Genomic DNA, 19,161 nt, shown 5'->3' with positions numbered 1-19,161 from the left:
TGATGCCAAGCGATCGAGTTAATGTGAAACTGATGCGGCGATCGCCCCAACACTTAGATCAAATGGGTAGATCAAAACAAAGCGATCGCGCTACCGCCCTCGACGCTTAATTCTGGGTCTACCCCGATAAACGTTGGCTGGTTGGGGGGGGATCCAAGCGGGTTCAACGGGCGATTGATATACACCATTTCCGTTCTCATCCCCAATACTACTGCCATTACTGTCGTCGGGTTTATGGAGGACTAGTTCAGTTTTAAGTTCATCTGGATCAACTGGCAACTCACAAAAAACCGGAGGAGCATTAGTTTTAGGATGGTCGGAGCCTGCCTCATAATTTATCTGGCTTTGAGGAGTTACGTAAGTATGGGTTTCAGGGTCGTACGCCAGCACTTCGCCTGTTTCAATGTAGTAAACCCAGCCGTAAATATGGAGCTTGCCTTGATACATTTTGGAGCGAACAACGGGGTAGGTCTTTAAGTTCTCAATTTGCGTTAGCACATTTTCGGCAATGGTAATTTCTAGTAGCTCCTCGCCCTCATGACCTGCATAATTATCTGCGACTAAGCGTCGGGTAGCATCGGCGTGGCGTAGCCAATCATAAACGAGGGGCATTTGCTCTTCTAGTTTGCCAATTTGCAAAAGCCCACTCATGGCACCGCAGTGAGAGTGACCACAAACAACAATTTGTTCAATGCCTAAGACGTGAATGGCATACTCGATCGTAGCTCCTTCGCCGCCGTTTGCTGCTCCAAAAGGTGGAATAATGTTGCCTGCATTGCGAATGACGAACAAATCTCCTAGGTCGGTGTTGGTCATCAACGAGGGGGCGATGCGGGAGTCGGAACAGGTGATGAAAAGAACGGTGGGGTTTTGCCCTTGGGAAAGCTGGTCGAGTAGCTCAAGATGGGTGGAAACGTAGCTATTTTTAAAGTCTCGTAATCCACTGATGAGCTTTTTCATAATAATCGCTGCTTTTCTAGCAAGTTAAATTCTTGCTTTCCATTGTCTCTCGAATTGATTGCGATTAATGGTTAAGTAGGGATGATTCGTATTGAGTTTTTTAATAAGGAGTTAAAGGAGAAGCTATGGCAGGAATTGAAATTGATGGGGTTCAGTTAGCCGGGGCACTAGGATTGATGGTGTTGGCGATCGCGCTCTCTACATGGCAGAAGCTAGGACTGGAAGGAAGTTTAGCGATCGCCACAGGTCGCAGTATTCTTCAGCTTTTGGTAGTAGGTTATTTGCTTGAGGCAGTGTTTGCCTTCCGCAATCCTTTTTTTGTATTGGTGGCGATCGGAGTGATGCTATCTATTGCCACAGTGGTTGCCCGAAATCAGATTAGTAAAAAAATTCCTTATCTAATGCCCATTGTTGGCGGAGCGCTTTTGCTAAGTACGGCTTTGACTGTGGGATACGTTAACTGGCTGGTTTTGCGCCCCAATCCTTGGTACGAGCCACAGAATTTGATTCCGTTGATGGGCATTTTGTTGGGAAATACCATGAATGCAGCAGCGATCGCGGGCGATCGATTGGTCAGTATTCTCAATAGCAGCCAGGTAGAAATTGAGACGCACTTGAGTTTAGGGGCAACACCTCAACAAGCAACAACGCAGTACCGCCGGGATGCGATCAAGGCAGGATTGATCCCGACGATCAATACGATGCTGGTGGTGGGAGTAGTGACGTTACCAGGGGTTTTTACAGGGCAGTTGCTAGGAGGAGCGAGTCCTTTAGTGGCGGCAGGGTATCAGATTTTGATTTTATTTATGATGGCGATCGGGACTTTGGTCGCGACAATTTTGGTGGTGGGTGGTGTAAATCGGCAGTTTTTTAGAAGAGGACAGTTAGTACGGTACTAGCTAGATTTCCCGGCGACCCTCTAAGGCGCGGGCTAAGGTTACTTCGTCGGCGTATTCCAAGTCTCCGCCCATGGGCAGACCGAAGGCAATGCGGGTAACTTTTGTGAAAGGTTTAATTAGTTGCCCCACGTACAGCGTAGTGGTTTCGCCTTCAACGCTGGGACTAATCGCCATGATCACTTCCTTGATACTTTGCTGGCTGACACGACGCACCAGGGGAGTAATGTTGAGTTGGTCGGGACCAATGCCATCCATCGGTGAGATCAAACCACCGAGGACATGGTATTTGCCTGGATACTCGCGGGTTCTTTCTAGGGCAATGACATCGCGGGAGTCACTCACAACGCAGAGAGTCGAGGAATCGCGGCTGGGCGATCGACAAATGTCACAGACGGGTTCAGCAGAGAGGTGGAAGCAAACAGAACACATACCGACTTGCTGCTTAGCCTCGATCAGGGCTTGGGCGAGTGCTTCGACTTCTGCTTCGGGTCGCCGTAGAATGTGCAAAGCTAGCCTTTGGGCGGTTTTAGGTCCGACACCAGGCAAGTGTTGAAGTTGCTCAATTAATCGAGCGAGTGGGCGAGTATAAACTGACAGAGTTCCTCCAGATTAGCCTTACTCTATTTTGGAGTTTCTATGATAACGAGTGAGAGGAAATTTGGTGAGGCTTAAGAGATTCAAGCTGACTTTACCCGCATCAAGACTTGTCCGTACTCCACAGGTTCGCCATTCTGTGTCAAGATCTCAACGACCTCGCCTGCTACTTCCGCTTCCAACTCGTTCATAAGCTTCATGGCTTCGATGATGCAGACGGTTTGCCCAAGACGAATGCGATCGCCCACTCGCACAAAGGCAGGCTCGTCTGGCCCTGGCGCACTATAAAATGTACCGACCATGGGAGAAGTGACTTCTGCTAGCTTGTCAGCCAAGGGTGAAACGGCAAGAGGCTGTGGTGCAACAGGGGGCGGCAGAGCTACAGGCGGTAAAGACACGGCTGCCGACGGCTCAGGAATGGGAAGGCTAGAGGGTGCAGAGTAGGATGGTGCTCCTCCTTTACGCACAACTAGCTCAAAATCGCCCTTCTTCAAGATGAACTCTGAGACATCTGTCTGATTAATGGCTGCCAGTAATTCTCGGAGTCCGTTAAAGTCTAGTTCCACAATTTTATCTAACCTGGATATCCTACACGTGTCTAAGCAGTGGGTTAAACCCAAGGTTGCTAGCTGGTTTCTCGACCTAAATAAGAGTCGGTACGGGTGTCGATTTTGATCCGTTCTCCAGTCGTGATGAAGAGGGGCACCATGACTTGGGCACCTGTTTCAACGATCGCAGGTTTGGTGCCGCCTGTCGCAGTATCACCTTTAACACCCGGATCAGTTTGGGTAATTTCAAGCACAACCGTGTTAGGAAGTTCTACTTCCATCACCTGTGCGCCCCACTTGACGACACTGACTTCCATGCCTTCCTTTAGGTATTTAACGCCAGAACCAATCTGAGCGGCTGTTAAACGACCTTCGTCATAGGTCTCCATATCCATGAAGACTAACTCATCCCCTTCTTTATAAGTATGCTGCATCACGCTTTTTTCAAGAGTGGCTTGGGGCAAGGTTTCACCTGCACGGAAGGTGCGTTCGATAACGCTTCCCGTTTGGGCATTTTTTAACTTGGTACGCACAAAAGCTGAGCCTTTACCAGGCTTGACATGGAGAAACTCCACAACTTTCCAAACTGCACCATCTATCTCAATACTGACACCGGGACGAAAATCGTTACTAGAAATCATGAATCCTGCTGTTTCTGGGAAAACATTCGGCAATTTATTTTACCGCTCTCGGTGCGGATCGGTCACGTCTCAATATTAATTTGCATAGATTCAGGTTGGAGCAGTGCCCCGACCGTGTTGTGGGACAATATTTTTACCGAGCTATCTTGTGTGACTCCATGATTAGAACTCCTGCCAATTTAGGAATATCCTCAATTGGGCTGCGGCTGGCGGCTGCGCTCCGAAATGGTTTGCTGACTTTGCTGCTTGCAACGGTGTTACTTAGCAGCAGCGTGGCGTGGGCTCGTCCGGCAGCAGCTAGCTTGCTCGCTTCTTTGCCTCCTGGTAACGCCATTACAGATGGCAAAGCGCTGTTGCGTTATTCTTTGCCTATCGATAATAAGCCTGTACGGGAATTGCAAACCAGCCTGGAGCGAATGACGGATGCCATCCGAGCCAGGCGGCTAGCAGCGCTGAATCGCAATTTAGACACGGCGCAGAAAGTTTTAGAGCGAAAGCAGACAGAGCTATTGGCAAGCATTCCTGAAGATAAAAAGCCCCGTGCCGAAGAGCTAATTGCTGAGATGCGATCGGGCGTTGAGGAGATGCGCGCCGATGTCGAAGCAAAGGATAAGGATGCCATTTGGACAAAGCGATCGGCGTTGTTGAATCGTGTTGGTGAGCTTGAAGAACTGATGGTGACGAAGTTTCCCTTTGAGGTGCCTGAGGAATACAGCAATTTGCCTCAACTGAAGGGTCGGGCAACAGTGGCGATCGAAACTACAAAGGGCACGATGACAGTGGTAGTGGATGGCTACAACGCTCCCATCACAGCCGGGAATTTTGTCGATTTGGTGCAGCGAGGCTTCTATGACGGGTTAGAGTTTACGCGGGCAGAAGATTTCTACGTGGTGCAAATTGGTGATCCTCCAGGAAAGGAAGATGGCTTTACTGACCCCAAGACGCAGAAATATCGCACGATTCCCATGGAAGTAATGGTAGATGGAGACAGCAAGCCTATCTATGGCATTACCCTAGAAGATGCTGGGCTTTATACGGCTGCGCCTGCTTTGCCTTTCTCGTCCTATGGTGCTTTAGGAATGGCGCGTCCGGCAGATAATGTCGATGGCGGTTCTTCACAGTTTTTCTTTTTCTTATTTGAAGCCGAGTTAACCCCTGCTGGACGCAACCTCATGGATGGTCGCTATGCTGTGTTTGGCTATGTAACTGAGAATAATGATGTATTGAGAGAACTAAAGCAGGGCGACAAGATTATTTCTGCCAAGGTGATTCAAGGAGCAGAAAACTTGATGCAGCCTGAATTGTAGCGCTATAAGAGAAGAGCGTTATGAGTGAAGAGTGCTACGAATGAACGGTGCTATGAGTGAACGGGTGGAAGATTTAGGGGAGCAGGGGTTGCTGGCGCGGCTCCTGCCCTTTTGTGCCGATGTGGTAGGGGATGATGGGGCGTTGATGCCGATCGCCCCTGGTCAATCGCTGGTAGTAACGACAGATCTATTAGTAGACGGGGTGCATTTTAGCGATCGCACCACGCCTGCTGCTGCCGCGGGTTGGCGAGCCGCCGCCGCTAATTTGTCGGACTTGGCGGCAATGGGGGCAACGCCTTTAGGCGTTACGGTGGGGTTGAGTTTACCCGGTTCTATCAAGATTTCTTGGGTAGAGCAACTTTATCAAGGGCTGACAGCTTGTTTGGGCAAGTATAATACGCCAATTGTAGGCGGAGATATTTGTCGGGCAGGAGTAGTAACAGTGGCGATCGCAGCATTTGGGCAAGTCTTTCCCAATCGCGCGATTCGACGGAATGCAGCACAGCCTGGGGATGCCATTGTTGTGACGGGATCCCACGGGGCATCGAAGGCAGGTTTGGAGCTTTTGTTGCATCCTGAGCAGGGTAGCGAGTTGGAAGAGCGCGATCGCCAGATGTTGCTCAAGAAACATCAATATCCCGTGCCCCGATTCGATGCTTTGGCTGCCATAGAAGAAATTTTGCTATCTGAAAAGTTAATGCAGGTTACCGAGTCCTCTGTCCGAATTGCCGGCATGGATAGCAGTGATGGCTTGGCAGATGCAGTGTTGCAGATTTGTCGGGCGAGCGGCGTGGGGGCAGCGATCGATCGCCGGAAAATCTCTCTGCCGTCGTGCTTTAAAACCTGGCTTTCAGAGCCGCAGGCGCTGAACTGGGCATTGTACGGCGGCGAAGATTTTGAGCTAGTGCTGTGTTTAGCTCCCCATCTGGCGCAAATGCTAGTACAACGCTTGAGCGAAGATGCCGCAATTATCGGCACAATTACTCAAAAAACAGGTGTTGTCCTGACCGATAGCTACGGTACTCATCCCCATGAAGAGTTGAATTTAACGAGAGGTTTCCAACATTTTTGACAGAGGGCGTTGCCGAATTGCGATATGAAAATCATGTTCCCCTGCCCTCGCAGGGAAGGGGCTAGGGGTTAGGTTTCTACAACGCAGCTAGAAAGACCCCTCCCCCAACCCCTTTCCTTTAGGAGAGGGGCTTTGAAGGGATTCATACTTTCCTTCAGCAGCGCCTAACGGAGGAGTCTGCCTGGAATCATGGAGATTTAAGACCAGGTTTTAACTGAGAACCCCTCCCCAATCCTGCATCTGTTCGGGAATTGCTCCATTTAGCAACGTCACTTTTTCTATAATAGATATCTGCTTTGTTAAAAATGTCCCTACGTAGGCGAGTCATGGCAACTAAAGAAGAAATCCTTAGGACTTACGACCCCAATGCTATTGGGGTTGATAATGGTAACCTGCTAGGATTGCCGTTTGATTACGACTCGGCAGAGATCATTATTTTTGGTGTGCCTTGGGAAGTCACGGTTTCCTATGGTGCTGGAACCGCTGCTGCCCCACAGGTTGTTTTAGAGGCTTCTCGGCAATTGGATGTATTTGATTTTGATAATCCTGATGGCTGGAAGCAGGGAATTTTTATGGCAGAAATTCCGACAGAGATTCAGCAGAAAAGTACGTTAGTGCGGCAAGATGCAAAGCAGATCATTGACTGTTTAGAGAGAGGCGATCGCGTTGAAGATGATCCTGCCCTGGCTCAACTCCTCCAAACCATTAATCAGGAATGCCAAACCGTTAACCAATGGCTATTCAACCAATCCCAATCTGCTCTGAAACAAGGTAAACGAGTTGCAGTCATTGGCGGTGATCACAGCGTTCCTTTGGGCTATCTGCAAGCACTAGCTGGACAGTATCCTGACTTTGGTATTTTGCATATCGATGCCCATGCAGACTTACGTGATGCCTACGAGGGATTTCAGTATTCTCATGCATCTATTATGTTTAATGCATTAAAGATTCCTCAGATATCCAAACTCGTTCAGGTTGGTGTTCGGGATCTGTGTCAAGAGGAAGTAACTTTGATCCGAGAATCGGACGGACGAGTTTCTGCCTATTACGATCCCATGCTGAAGCAAAAGCTATACGCTGGCACGACTTGGCTGGATCTGTGCAAACAAATCGTCGCCGAACTTCCTCAACAAGTCTATGTCAGCTTTGATGTCGATGGACTAGACCCCAAACTTTGCCCCAATACAGGCACACCTGTTCCTGGCGGGCTGGAGCTAGAACAGACCTTTTGCTTATTCCGTGAAGTGGTAAACAGCGGGCGACAGTTGATTGGGTTTGATGTTTCTGAGGTGGGGAATGGGGAATGGGATGGCAATGTGGGGGCAAGGGCAGTTTACAAACTATGCAATTTAATGGGACTTTAGCGATCGGGTATGATTTAGCTGAAATCAAAGTTTAATGAACAATCAAAAATCAGGAGAATCCTGTGCCTCAAGTTCTCAACTTCGATACCTTAATTGAACTGATGCTTGCCATTAGTTTAAGCGCTGCTGCTGGCTTTCGAGTATTTGTGCCACTGCTAGCTTTGAGTGCTGCTTCTGTCTTAGGTCATGTTGATTTGCCTCCTAATTTTGACTGGATCGAGAATCCTCAAGCGTTAGGGCTATTTTCGATCGCCTGTGTTTTAGAAATCATTGGCTACTCTATTCCCTGGGTAGATCATTTACTCGATATTCTCGCTACACCCGCTGCTATCATCACAGGCACCATTGTTGCTGCATCCGTTGCACCCGAAATGGATCCACTGGTGAAGTGGACATTGGCGCTGGCAGCAGGTGGTGGCACAGCAGGACTCACTAAGGGCTTAATGAATATTCTCCGCGCTACCTCAACAGCCGTTTCAGGCGGATTGACGAATCCAATTTTCTCAGCATTGGAGTTAGTGGCAGCAGCGGTGTTATCAGCGTTGGCACTTACTGTCCCGGCGATCGCAATTGCCGTTGTTATTGGGGCGATCGGTTTTGCGGTCTACAAAATCAGATTACTGGTCAAGACTCCAGACCGCCCGACCAATGCCTAGAGACGACTTGGGTGAGGTGCCGACCTATTACTATGAAGGACGTTGTCCTCAAAGTAGTACGCGGTTGCGACTACCTCGGACACGAGAGGTAGAAGCGATCGCTCACATCTTAATGAAACAGCTTTCCTGTAATGAGCGATATGTCCATGAAGGAAAAATGTATGGCATATTATTAGCAGAATCTACAACAGGTGAACAACAAGTTCTCAAAGCATTTTCAGGTTTATTGAATGGTTTATCTGAGGTAGAAGGATGGGTGCCGCCCATACCTGGACGTGACCGAGTCGCGAGTTTAGAAGCCGAGACTTTGGCAATTCTAGCCGACCTAAAACAAGAAATAACTACCTTACAGCAAATCCCAGAGCGGCATCAATATCAGGCTTTAGCCCACGAGTTTGAGGCTCGTTTGCAAACACTAGCAGTGATTCATAAGCAACAGAAAGAACAACGGCAGCGCGATCGCCAAACTACCAATGATTTACATACTCTAAGAAAATTAGAGCAGCAGAGCCAGCAGAACGGAATAGAACGACGCAATCTGAAACGAAATCGAGACACAGTTATTCAGCCACTTAAACAAATCATTGAACAAGCAGATATGCGGATTTGTGAACTAAAAAAGCAACGGAAAGCGCGATCGCAAACACTTCAATCTCAACTGTATGAAAACTATCGTCTGATCAACTTTCTGGGCACATCCGCTACACTTCAGCAACTCATGCCTGCTGGAATGCCGACTGGAACAGGAGATTGCTGTGCCCCTAAACTATTGCACCACGCCGCTACTCATCATCTTAAGCCCATTGCCATGGCTGAATTTTGGTGGGGCACGGCTGCTGCTGACAAAGTGCCAGGAAAATTCTATGGAGCTTGTGCCGATCGCTGTCAGCCTTTAATGGGTTTTTTACTATCCGGGTTGCCTGCCACAGAACTCTCCATCCTTCACGAAGACCCGTGGTTAATTGTGGTAGATAAACCTCCTGGATTATTATCTGTACCTGGGCGATATGGCGATCGCCAAGACAGCGTTTTGACTCGTCTGCACCTCCAGGGTAAAACAGTCTTTCCAGTGCATCGCCTCGACCAAGAGACATCGGGAGTTTTAGTGCTGGCGAAAGATCAAAAAACTCATCGTCATCTCAGCCAGCAGTTTCAACAGCGACAGATTTATAAAAAGTATGAGGCTGTTTTGGCAGGAGCACTCTTGCCCCAGCAAGGCACCATCGAACTCCCGATTTGGGGAGATCCGCAAGAGCGCCCTCGGCAAAAAGTTGATTGGCAACGGGGAAAGCCGAGTATTACAAAGTTTCGAGTCATAGACGAAACAAAAAACGGAACACGGGTAGAACTTATCCCTGTGACGGGGCGAACACATCAGCTTAGAGTTCATGCGGTTGAAGGATTGGGAATGCCAATTTTGGGCGATCGCCTCTATGGATGCGTTGCAGCGGCAACGCGACTCCATCTCCATGCCCAAGAACTGCATTTTGAACATCCACAATTACAAAAAACAATTATCATTGCCACCCCAACGAATCAGAGTACAGTATAAGCTACTAGTACAAACGATTTGATGGATCGTCGCCCATGCTCGACCTGACGAAACTCGCTTGCCAAATGCAGGGCATTGGTCAACATTTGAACCAAGAAGCTGCTGCTACTCGGCAACGCCTAGACTTAGCACACCGACTGCTAGAGCAAGCCAGAGAACGGCAAGCAGACCTGGTAGCCCAGCAGCAAATTTGGCGCGATCGCCTTGGGTTTACCGCCGCTGAACCCATCGAACCCCTAGACACGCGCATCGATCTGACTGCCGCGCCCCCTAGCCATACCGTTATCGCCACAGATGGCTCGCAAATTGCGCCCAGCCACCACGAAATCGCCTACTGTTACTTGATCAACGTTGGGCGTGTCGTCTTCCACTATGGGCAAAACCGTCACCCGCTTCTAGACAGCCTGCCCGAGATTTTTTACCGCCCCGAAGATCTTTATGTTTCTCGGCAATGGGGCATTCGTACTGAAGAATGGATAGGCTATCAGCGCACAGTTTCAGAGGCAGTCGTGTTAGCTGAAATTGGCATCAGTCTGGCAGCAGACCCACTTCAAAATTCCCCTACCTTAGCCATGGTCGATGGCTCCCTAATTCACTGGTTTCTAGAGTCATTACCCGCCGATGCCCGCGATCGCATCCTACCGCCCATGCTCCAAGCCTGGGAGCAACTTCGTGCTGCTGGTGTTCCCCTCGTCAGCTATATTAGTGCCGCCCGAAGCAGCGAGGCTGTCAATTTTCTACGCCTGCACACTTGCCCCTTCATGGCTCCCGATTGCTCGACCAACTGCCCCGGAAAAACCGATCAGGCTCCCTGTCAAGTCTTTTCACCCTTGCGAGATACGGCGCTCTGGTCAATGCTCCTAACGCCCGGACAGCGAAGTTTGATTTGGAAAAGCTCTGCCAAAGTTCTCGAAGCCTATGGCGATCATGTCGTTTATTTTTGCTATATCCATATGGGGTCTGAAGTGGCGCGGGTGGAGTTTCCGGCGTGGGTTGCCGAAGATCCAGTGCTTTTAGATTCGGCGCTGAGCCTGACGCTAACACAGGTGCACAAGGGCTATGGCTATCCGGTGGCTTTAGCAGAGGCACATAATCAGGCGGTAGTTAGAGGGGGCGATCGCACCCGCTTCTTTGCCCTCCTTGAGCAACAAATGATTCGCGCTGGGCTGAAAAATATCGGCACCTCCTACAAAGAATCTCGGAAACGCAACAGTATTGCCTAGCCCCATCCGTTCGCCCCATCTGTTAAACCAAAAGTTAAGATAGGAAGATAGTGAAAAAGACCGCTATACTCCTAAATTAAACCTCCGTATCAACCCCCGGATTATGACCTCATTCGCCACTTCTACAGCTCGATCCGATCTGAGCGAACTCCGACGGCTAAAGACCTTACTGCCCCCCGAACTAAAAAGCTGGGTCATGATTGAGGCGGCAACGGCTGTGAATCCGCCCCTCATCACTAGCGAAGAAATCGGCAAGGATGAAATAGAAGTCCAGGTCGATTTAGTTAAATGGGATCAATTAGCTCTAGACCAGCGCAACCTGATGTTCTGGCATGAAGTGGCTCGTGTTCAAAACGACACGATTCCTAGAGACGGTTGGGAAATGGCGGCGCTGGCGATCGGGTTAGGCGGTGCAGTCGGTGAGCTTTGGGTTCAGGATGGGCTGCTGCTGCTTTTGGCGACAGCGCTCTGTGGCGTTTCGGGCTATCGCTTGTATCAACGAAACAATAGCCAAAAGATTCTCAATGAAGCCATTGAAGCCGATGAAAAGGCGATCGCCCTCGCGACACGTTTTGGCTACACGTTGCCTAATGCTTATAAGAGTTTGGGGAGCGCGTTGAAAGTATTGATTGAACAAACGCCGAAAAAGAAGCAGCGTAAAAAGTACGAAGCGCGGCTCGAAGCTTTGAAGAAGAGCGCCAATAAGGCTAAATCTCGTTCTAAAGCACCCGCCGAAGCCGATTACTATTCTTAGTCAAGGTTATCGAATACTGGTGAGGGGAACTTTTGAGCTTTAGGGGTTCCCCTTAAAGTGTTTAAAGAGCATCTCTTATGCTAAAAGTCGAGTTTCGCTGCTATCAGCGCTCTTTTAAACAGCCCCTTGTCACGCATCATGGACTATGGAAGGTGCGAGAGGGCATTATTTTACGCCTTAGCGATCGCCAGCAAACAAGCTGGGGCGAAATTGCACCGCTTGAGGCATTTGGCAGCGAAAGCTTTGAGCAAGCGCTACGGTTGTGCCAATCGTTGACTGAGATCGACCAATCCAAAATTTCTCAGATTCCTGCTTACCTACCAGCCTGCCGCTTCGGTTTCGAGTCAGCTTGGGAGGGCTTAAAGAATCATGCTCTAGCGAGAAGGCTAACTTACAGCACTCTGCTGCCCACTGGATCTGCTGCCATTCAGGCTTGGCGATCGCTCTGGAACCAAGGTACGCGTACCTTTAAGTGGAAGATTGGCGTTGCACCTATTCATCAGGAGATGGCAATCTTTGAAAAACTTGTGACTGCTCTTCCAACTCAGACTCGGCTTCGGCTTGATGCCAATGGGGGTTTGAGTTGGGAAGACGCAAATTTATGGTTGCAAAAATGCGATCGCTACGGTGTAGAGTTTTTAGAGCAGCCCCTACCGCCCGCTCAATTCGATGCAATGCTACAGCTTAGCCACCAGCACCAAACCCCGATCGCCCTGGACGAATCTGTGGCAACTATTGAGCAACTTGAACACTGCTATGAATTAGGATGGCGCGGCATTTTTGTGGTGAAAGCTGCGATCGCGGGTTCTCCTTCAAGGTTACGAGCATTTTGTAATAACCATGGGATCGATATCGTTTGGTCGTCGGTATTTGAAACCGCGATCGCTCAACGCTACATTCAAGATCATTTAATTCCATCGCTTTCAACACAGGAAAGAGCGATCGGGTTTGGAGTCAATCACTGGTTTGATGATGATTTGAATCAACTTGACGGTGAACAACTATGGCAGAGCCTTTAGTCATTCTTCAAAGCCGTCAGGATGACTGGCTGAGAGGCATCGATCGCCAGACGCTAGTTCACCTAGCTGAAGATCGATATCAAGCGATCGTTCAGCACCCCAAGAAATATCCAACTATCTTGATTTCAGAGCGTGATCCACTCTATTTTTTAGCTGGCTTTATTGCTGCCTCTACCGCCCATTGTCCCGTGTTTTTAGCAAATTCTGGTTGGACTGAATCAGAATGGCAGCAAGTATTCCAGCAAGTTAACCCTGATTTAATTTGGGGAATAACTCCGCCGAATCTTTTGCAAATCGAGTTGCCCCCTACAACGCCGGGTTGGATTATGATTCCGACTGGCGGATCGTCGGGAAAGGTTCGCTTTGTCATTCATACCTATGAGACATTATCATTCTCAGTGATGGGATTTTATGAGTATTTTCAGGTCGAGAAAGTGAGTTCTTTTTGTGTTTTGCCGCTCTATCATGTCAGTGGTTTAATGCAGTTCTTGCGATCGCTCCTCACGAAGGGAAAATTTGTTATTTCTTCATGCAAAAGCCTTGATTTTATCTCCATTGATCCATCAGAATTTTTTCTATCCCTTGTTCCGACCCAGCTTCAGAGACTATTACAAAGTGCATCCTCACAGCTATCCCAGTTTCAGACAGTCTTACTGGGGGGCGCACCCGCCTGGGCAGAATTACTAGAAATTGCCAGGCAGCAGCAGATTCAATTGGCTCCAACCTATGGCATGACTGAAACAGCTTCACAAATAGCAACGCTCAAGCCAAAGGATTTTTTGCAGGGAAAGACCGGGTGCGGACAGGTTTTGCCCCATGCGCAGCTTACGATCGCAGAAAATGGAGCGATCGCAATTCAGGCTCGCTCCCTTGCCTTAGGCTACTATCCTCATTTGTTCTCAACGCCCCTGTTCCAAACCGATGACTTGGGCTACTTCGATGCCGCAAACTATCTTCATATCATCGGTCGCAATAGTCAGAAAATTATTACCGGAGGGGAAAACGTTTTTCCGGCTGAAGTTGAGGCTGCAATTCGGGCAAGTGGACTGGTTAGAGATGTTTATGTATTAGGATTAGCCGAGCCTCATTGGGGAGAAATGATCACGGTGGTTTATGTCCCGGTGAACGTAAAAGTAACCGTTTTGATGATTCAATTTTTTCTCAACCAAGCACTGAGTAAATACAAACATCCGAAGCAGTGGATTTGTGTTGAGAAACTGCCTCGGAACGAACAAGGAAAAATTAATGATACGCTCATTCGCACAAAACTCCTGTCATTTCAACAGAACTCTTAGTCCAGATTGTCAAAAAACTGCGCGATCGCGTCTGGATCGCATCAGGATTGTCGAATGGGTAGTTCTATGACAAATTCTGTCCCTTTCCCTAGAGCCGAGAAATATTTAAGGCTACCTTGATGTTTATCTGCAATAATTTGGTAACTAATTGATAACCCTAGCCCAGTTCCCTTCCCGACAGGCTTAGTTGTAAAGAAAGGATCAAACAGATTGTTTCGAGCTTTTTCGGGAATACCCTTGCCATTGTCAGCAATCCGAATTGCCACCCGCTGATTTTCTAGAACCTCAGTCCGGATATGGATTCTGGGGCGTATCATCACCTCATGGCTATCCTCATCAGCATTAACAGATAGAAAATCTGGGCTTTCTTCAAGGGCATCGATCGCATTACTCAACAAATTCATTAACACCTGATTGACCTGTCCGGCATAACATTCCACCAACGGCAAATCACCATACTCTCTAATCAGTTCGATCTCATTAATAGATTGAGTTTTCAAGCGATGTTGCAGAATTAAAAGGGTGCTATCAATGCCTTCATGAATATCGACCTGCTTCATGTCGGCTTGGTCAAGACGCGAGAAATTTCTGAGAGACAGGACAATCTGACGAATCCGCTCAGTTCCTATCTTCATTGACGTAAGAATTTTTGGGAAGTCTGCTCGTAAGAAGTTAAGGTCTAGTTCTTGCTCTCGGTTATAAATTTCTGCTGGAGGATCAGCATAGTGCTTCTGGTAAAGATCCAGCAGATTTAGAATGTCCTCAATATAGTGATTAATATGATGAACATTGCCATGGATAAAGTTGATCGGATTGTTGATTTCATGGGCAATGCCTGCAACTAAATGCCCCAAACTAGACATTTTTTCGGTTTGCACGAGCTGGAGTTGCGTTTCTTGAAGATTAGCCAGAGTTTCTGCAAGCTGATGGGATTGCTGTTGAGTTCGGGCAAGTAACTCGGCTTGCTGGATCGCCACGTCAAGCTGGGCGGCAATTTGGGTAATAAACTGAATTTCCGAACGCTCCCATTCCCGAGGCTGGGTGCATTGATGAATGCATAAAAGTCCCCATAGCTCTTCTTGCCGCACCAGAGGGACAACAATTTGTGCCCTAACCTGTAAACCTTCGAGCAACTCTATATGGCACTGCTGTAAACCGGACGTGCGGATATCATTAAGAACCTGCATCCGTCCTTGATGGTAAGAAGTTGCATATTCTTTTTGAAAGTGGTGGTCATAGATTTTCTTACCTAAATTAGAAAGAACTTTAGGTAAGCAATCTTCTGAGACGAACTCTCCTTCATAGCAGGCTGAGCCAGGTGTAAACCGATATATACCAACCCGATCGACCTTGAGCGATCGCCTCACTTCCTGAGCCGTGGTCTTAAAAATCGTGTCCAGGTCAAGCGAGTTCCGCATTTTAACAACAACCTGAAACAAAATCTGCTGTAGCTCATGAGTCTGCCAGAGTGCCGAAGTTTGCTCAAATATTTTTTGCTCTAATCCCGCATTGAGATGTTCTAAATTGTCATTAAGAATTTGAAGTTGTTGATGGGTTTCTGACTGTTGAATTGCTGTGGCAAAGTGAATGCCCAGGGTACGCCCTAGTTTGATTTCCTGCGCCGTCCACTCACAAGACTGGGCTTTACGGGTATCGCGCCAAAGTTCAAAGGATTGCCGGGGATAAAGCTGTCGCTGATCTGGGTCAAACTGTCCTGCCCAAAGCGTTTCAGTAGCAAACTCATCTCGAAAAATGCTCAAGTAACCCAAGGTGCGTTGACGGTACTGGAGAGGTACCACCAACATCCCCCGGATTTTTGTGGCGCGGAAGGCGGGTTGGAGGTTCCGGAGCGGCGGCGTGTTGTAAATATCTGAAATTGCCCACGGCTGAAACTTATGGGCTTGAAAGTACTCTTGCCAAACCGAGTACTGCTCCATTAAAGGGTACATCGCTAGTTCAGGCATGAGGGGCTGTTTACCATCCAGGTAAAGCTGAATGGCACAACAGTTTGCCTCTGTACAGTTCGCAAAGCTGAGAGACGCATCGTTTCCTTTGTTGTTAAACGATTCAGATTTGATGCAGAGCCTGCCGCCAGAACCTTTAAAGGTCGTCACGGCTGTTTCTAAAGCCGCCTGTAGTTCTATGGTGGAGCGGGAGTGAAGTAGGTTGGTAATGTGATTAAGCTGTGCTTCTCGCTCGGCACGATCGTGGGCTTGGGCAAGCAGCGTAGACTGAGCGATCGCGACAGAAATTTGATCCACTACTCCTTGCACTGCCTGTAAGTCGTCCATTGAGATTTCTTGCGGTTCTGAATGATGCGCAACTAGCAATCCCCATAATTGATCGTGATAAAGAATGGGCAGCGTCATCGAAGACTTAACCCCCATCGCCGTTAAATACTCGGCATGACAAGGATCGATGGGTCGATAGCGAACCTCCTCGGCAATCTGTTCTCCGGTTTCTAGATTGCGGCAAAAACTTTGTCCAACGAGTCGATTAGCGACATCTACCATGACCCGCGCTTGAATTTCTACAAAAAGCTGTCGTGCTTGGGCAGGAATATCATCGGCTGGAAAACTTAGCCCCATCAACGGCGGCAGCCGATGGTTATGGATGGATTCAGCGACCACTTCACCACTACTGTCTGCGTGAAACTGATAGATTTTGACGCGATCGCTCCCTAAAAATGCTCGCACCTCGTTTGTTGTAGTGCTCAAAATATCTTTAAGCTCTATTGATCGGCGAATTTGTTGATTAATTCGACGGAGAAGGCTACTTTCCTTGGCAAAATGGTTCTTCTCTGCGGCTGTTAAGGGAGTCATGGGCAGGCATCGCTAAGTTCGGTCTTCTCTGGTAGGTTTCCCATTGCTGTAGCATCACTACAATTTCTTAAACATTTCTTTGATTTTTGATAGTGCCAATAGTTTCCTAGATGGTGTGACGCTTCTCAGCACTTATGCGAAAATCACTAAGAGGTTGTCTGAGAAGTCTAGGTTGCTATCCAATCCGCCCCCTAAATCCCCCATTTTGGGGGACTTTGAAGAAGGAGTGGCTCGGAAGTCCCTGCCCCAAAATGGGGGATTTGGGGGGCGAGTGTAAGAATCTTTGATACTTCTCAGACATCCTCTAAGACTGTCTTCTCACTTCAATTCCTTCTTAAATTTTCCTATGGTTACTCCTTGGCTGATTGGCTTTGGACTAAATGCTGGACTGATGGCGATCGCTGCCCTCGCCCCCAAAAAGCTGTTGACCCCTGCCGGACTTCTCCACGCTGGAGCGCTAGGTATTATCCTTTGGGGCACGTTGGGGTGGCGAGGCTATGGGGTGATGATGTTTTACTTTCTGGTAGGTTCTGCTGTGACTCGGATTGGAATAGCACAAAAAGAGGCGCTAGGAATTGCCGAAAAGCGATCGGGGGCGAGAGGCCCTGAGAACGTTTGGGGATCGGCGTTAATTGGCGCGTTTTGTGCGCTGGGAGTTTATTGGGCAAACTGGAATGGCTCTAGTGATGCTCAAAGTTGGGTGCCGCTTTTACAGTTGGCCTACGTGGCTAGTATTGGCACCAAACTAGCAGATACGTGTGGCACAGAGATTGGCAAAGCTTACGGACAGCGAACGTTTTTGATCACGACCTTACAGGCTGTCCCTCGGGGCACTGAGGGAGCCGTTAGCTTAGAGGGAACGTTAGCCGGAATCGTAGGTTCCATTGCGATCGCCACCCTAGCCTGGCTAGTGGGTCTAATTAGCCCCGTGGGAATTGGGATTTGTGCGATCGCGGCTTTCATTGCTACCAATATTGAAAGCTTGATTGGAGCGACCATTGAAGGCAAGGTAGGCTGGCTCACCCATGATGTGGTCAATATTTTGAATACTTTAATTGGAGCGATCGTCGCTATTTTGATCGCTTTAGCATTGCCATCCGGTCTGTAAAAATAACAAAATAAAGTTAGGGAATAATGACGCAATAGAGATAATTTCTACCCTTTTACCTGAGAGAGGACAAGACCATGAACGCTTGGATGCTCAACACCGTTCGTTTGTTTGTCACTGATATTGAACGCGCCAAACAGTTTTACTGCGATCTGCTAGAAATGCCTCTTAAGGCAGATGGCAGAGATAAAGGCTTTCTACTTTTTGACTTGGGCAGCGTCTCTCTAGTCGTTGAAAAGGTTACCGAAGGCAGCCAGCCAAACTTAGTAGGACGGTTTGCAGGGCTATCTTTTAGCGTTGAAGATGTTGATAAAGTCTATAGGGATCTGGCGACCCGTGGCGTAGAGTTCATGGGCAAACCGCAAGAGCAGGCGTGGGGAGGCACCACCGTTAGCCTCCTTGATCCAGATCGCAATGGGCTGTCACTGGTATCTGGATTGGCTTAAACACTAAGATCTTAAACGCTAAGATAGCGCCGCAAGTAGCTTTCCAACGTTTCTAGCTTGAAATTAAACAACGTTTCTAGGTGCTGAATCTCGGTGGGCGTGCAGAAGAACTCGTTAGCCAGGAGCGATCGCAAGGTTCCTAAAGCTTCCTGCGAGTCTGGGTTCACAAAGCCCAACAGTGCCCTTACTCCATCTAGCGCTGCCAAAGGCGGATTGATAATCAGTGGCTGTCGGTTAAAAATTCGCCCAAAAATTTGAGGAACTTCATCTCGTGTTAAAGCCTGCGCCCCTCCTACAGGCAAAGCTTGATTACGCGCCCCTTCCACGCTTACTGAGTCAACAGCAATTCGTGCTAAGTCGTCGATACTGACAATAGACGATCGGTTTTTGGGATCACCAATCAATAGATAAATGCCCGTTTGCTGAAATCGTTCTGCCAAAGGCAGTAAATTAGATGAAAACCCAGAGGGACGCAAAATCGTGAAGTTCAACCCACTGGCTCTGAGATATTGCTCGACTGCCCACTTTGCTTTGAACACAGGCGCATCTTCATAGCCGCGATCGGCTCCGAGCACCGAAATAAAGACGAAGTGCTGCACACCTGCCGCTTTAGCCGCATCAATCAAATCAACATTTGCTCGATAATCGATCGCCTCAGGTTTACCTCGATTAAACTCATTCGAGCCATGGGCACTGATCACATACTGCGCTCCCTGACAAGCCTTCTGAATATCCCGCTCCTGCTGCAAATCTCCAATAAAAACTTCTGCGCCCCGCTGCTCCAACTCTCCATACCGAGAGGTAAGGCGTACAAATGCTCTTACCGCGATCGCTCTTTGTCGAAGCAAGCTCACAATCTTACGTCCTAGCTCCCCCGTTGCACCTGTCACTAAAAACATAG

At 48.5% G+C, this 19,161-nt stretch carries 18 protein-coding genes; 12 read left to right on the top strand and 6 right to left on the bottom strand.

Going from position 1 to position 19,161, the window contains the following annotated elements:
* Positions 1–90 precede the first annotated feature (90 nt).
* Complete coding sequence (locus KME11_09500; GenBank protein ID MBW4515447.1) at positions 91–960, bottom strand: carbonic anhydrase; 870 nt, start codon at positions 958–960, stop codon at positions 91–93.
* 125 nt (positions 961–1,085) lie between these two features.
* Here KME11_09500 and fetB point away from each other — a divergent pair, with 125 nt between their 5' ends.
* Positions 1,086–1,859 carry an iron export ABC transporter permease subunit FetB gene (gene fetB / locus KME11_09495; GenBank protein ID MBW4515446.1) on the top strand — a complete coding sequence of 258 codons (774 nt, stop codon included), beginning with the start codon at positions 1,086–1,088 and terminating at the stop codon, positions 1,857–1,859.
* Here the strand turns inward: fetB and recR are convergent, their stop codons facing one another.
* The 3 genes from recR to efp form a co-directional block, all read right to left on the bottom strand.
* On the bottom strand, positions 1,860–2,456 hold the full coding sequence (gene recR / locus KME11_09490; protein MBW4515445.1) for a recombination mediator RecR: 597 nt from the start codon (positions 2,454–2,456) through the stop codon (positions 1,860–1,862).
* A gap of 80 nt (positions 2,457–2,536) precedes the next feature.
* Positions 2,537–3,019: an acetyl-CoA carboxylase biotin carboxyl carrier protein gene (accB, locus tag KME11_09485; GenBank protein MBW4515444.1), complete on the bottom strand. Its 483-nt coding sequence runs from the start codon at positions 3,017–3,019 to the stop codon at positions 2,537–2,539.
* Positions 3,020–3,078: 59 nt separating this feature from the next.
* On the bottom strand, positions 3,079–3,642 hold the full coding sequence (gene efp, locus KME11_09480; GenBank protein ID MBW4515443.1) for an elongation factor P: 564 nt from the start codon (positions 3,640–3,642) through the stop codon (positions 3,079–3,081).
* Positions 3,643–3,800: 158 nt separating this feature from the next.
* On the opposite strand from efp, the gene KME11_09475 reads away from it, so the two are divergent.
* The 9 genes from KME11_09475 to KME11_09435 all read left to right on the top strand — a co-directional run bounded on the left by KME11_09475 (position 3,801) and on the right by KME11_09435 (position 13,884).
* The gene (locus tag KME11_09475) at positions 3,801–4,949 is read left to right on the top strand and encodes a peptidylprolyl isomerase (protein MBW4515442.1); all 1,149 of its coding nucleotides are present in this window, start codon (positions 3,801–3,803) and stop codon (positions 4,947–4,949) included.
* A 52-nt stretch (positions 4,950–5,001) separates the two neighbouring features.
* Positions 5,002–6,021 (top strand): thiamine-phosphate kinase, encoded by a 1,020-nt coding sequence (locus tag KME11_09470; protein ID MBW4515441.1) that lies wholly within the window; start codon positions 5,002–5,004, stop codon positions 6,019–6,021.
* Between the two features lie 326 nt (positions 6,022–6,347).
* Positions 6,348–7,385, top strand: coding sequence for an agmatinase family protein (locus KME11_09465; GenBank protein ID MBW4515440.1), 1,038 nt, complete (start codon positions 6,348–6,350; stop codon positions 7,383–7,385).
* 101 nt (positions 7,386–7,486) lie between these two features.
* The gene (locus KME11_09460; GenBank protein MBW4515439.1) at positions 7,487–8,041 is read left to right on the top strand and encodes a DUF4126 domain-containing protein; all 555 of its coding nucleotides are present in this window, start codon (positions 7,487–7,489) and stop codon (positions 8,039–8,041) included.
* Positions 8,034–9,593 carry an RluA family pseudouridine synthase gene (locus KME11_09455; GenBank protein ID MBW4515438.1) on the top strand — a complete coding sequence of 520 codons (1,560 nt, stop codon included), beginning with the start codon at positions 8,034–8,036 and terminating at the stop codon, positions 9,591–9,593. Before KME11_09460 ends, KME11_09455 begins: the two co-directional genes overlap by 8 nt.
* A gap of 35 nt (positions 9,594–9,628) precedes the next feature.
* Positions 9,629–10,816, top strand: coding sequence for a DNA double-strand break repair nuclease NurA (locus KME11_09450; GenBank protein ID MBW4515437.1), 1,188 nt, complete (start codon positions 9,629–9,631; stop codon positions 10,814–10,816).
* A gap of 103 nt (positions 10,817–10,919) precedes the next feature.
* The gene (locus KME11_09445) at positions 10,920–11,570 is read left to right on the top strand and encodes a DUF3318 domain-containing protein (GenBank protein MBW4515436.1); all 651 of its coding nucleotides are present in this window, start codon (positions 10,920–10,922) and stop codon (positions 11,568–11,570) included.
* A gap of 77 nt (positions 11,571–11,647) precedes the next feature.
* Positions 11,648–12,589 (top strand): o-succinylbenzoate synthase, encoded by a 942-nt coding sequence (locus KME11_09440; protein MBW4515435.1) that lies wholly within the window; start codon positions 11,648–11,650, stop codon positions 12,587–12,589.
* Positions 12,574–13,884 (top strand): 2-succinylbenzoate--CoA ligase, encoded by a 1,311-nt coding sequence (locus tag KME11_09435; protein MBW4515434.1) that lies wholly within the window; start codon positions 12,574–12,576, stop codon positions 13,882–13,884. Before KME11_09440 ends, KME11_09435 begins: the two co-directional genes overlap by 16 nt.
* A gap of 41 nt (positions 13,885–13,925) precedes the next feature.
* On the opposite strand, the gene KME11_09430 is transcribed toward KME11_09435, so the two are convergent.
* Positions 13,926–16,706: a GAF domain-containing protein gene (locus tag KME11_09430; GenBank protein MBW4515433.1), complete on the bottom strand. Its 2,781-nt coding sequence runs from the start codon at positions 16,704–16,706 to the stop codon at positions 13,926–13,928.
* 346 nt (positions 16,707–17,052) lie between these two features.
* Between KME11_09430 and KME11_09425 the strand changes: the two genes are divergently transcribed.
* Together KME11_09425 and KME11_09420 are read left to right on the top strand one after the other, a co-directional pair.
* Positions 17,053–17,814 (top strand): TIGR00297 family protein, encoded by a 762-nt coding sequence (locus tag KME11_09425; GenBank protein ID MBW4515432.1) that lies wholly within the window; start codon positions 17,053–17,055, stop codon positions 17,812–17,814.
* A gap of 77 nt (positions 17,815–17,891) precedes the next feature.
* The gene (locus KME11_09420) at positions 17,892–18,260 is read left to right on the top strand and encodes a VOC family protein (protein ID MBW4515431.1); all 369 of its coding nucleotides are present in this window, start codon (positions 17,892–17,894) and stop codon (positions 18,258–18,260) included.
* Positions 18,261–18,271: 11 nt separating this feature from the next.
* On the opposite strand, the gene KME11_09415 is transcribed toward KME11_09420, so the two are convergent.
* Positions 18,272–19,159: an SDR family oxidoreductase gene (locus KME11_09415; protein ID MBW4515430.1), complete on the bottom strand. Its 888-nt coding sequence runs from the start codon at positions 19,157–19,159 to the stop codon at positions 18,272–18,274.
* Between the last annotated feature and the right edge of the window lie 2 nt (positions 19,160–19,161).

Source organism: Timaviella obliquedivisa GSE-PSE-MK23-08B (assembly GCA_019358855.1).
Classification (GTDB): Bacteria; Cyanobacteriota; Cyanobacteriia; order Elainellales; family Elainellaceae; genus Timaviella; species Timaviella obliquedivisa.
This window is presented reverse-complemented; position numbering and strand designations above follow the sequence as displayed.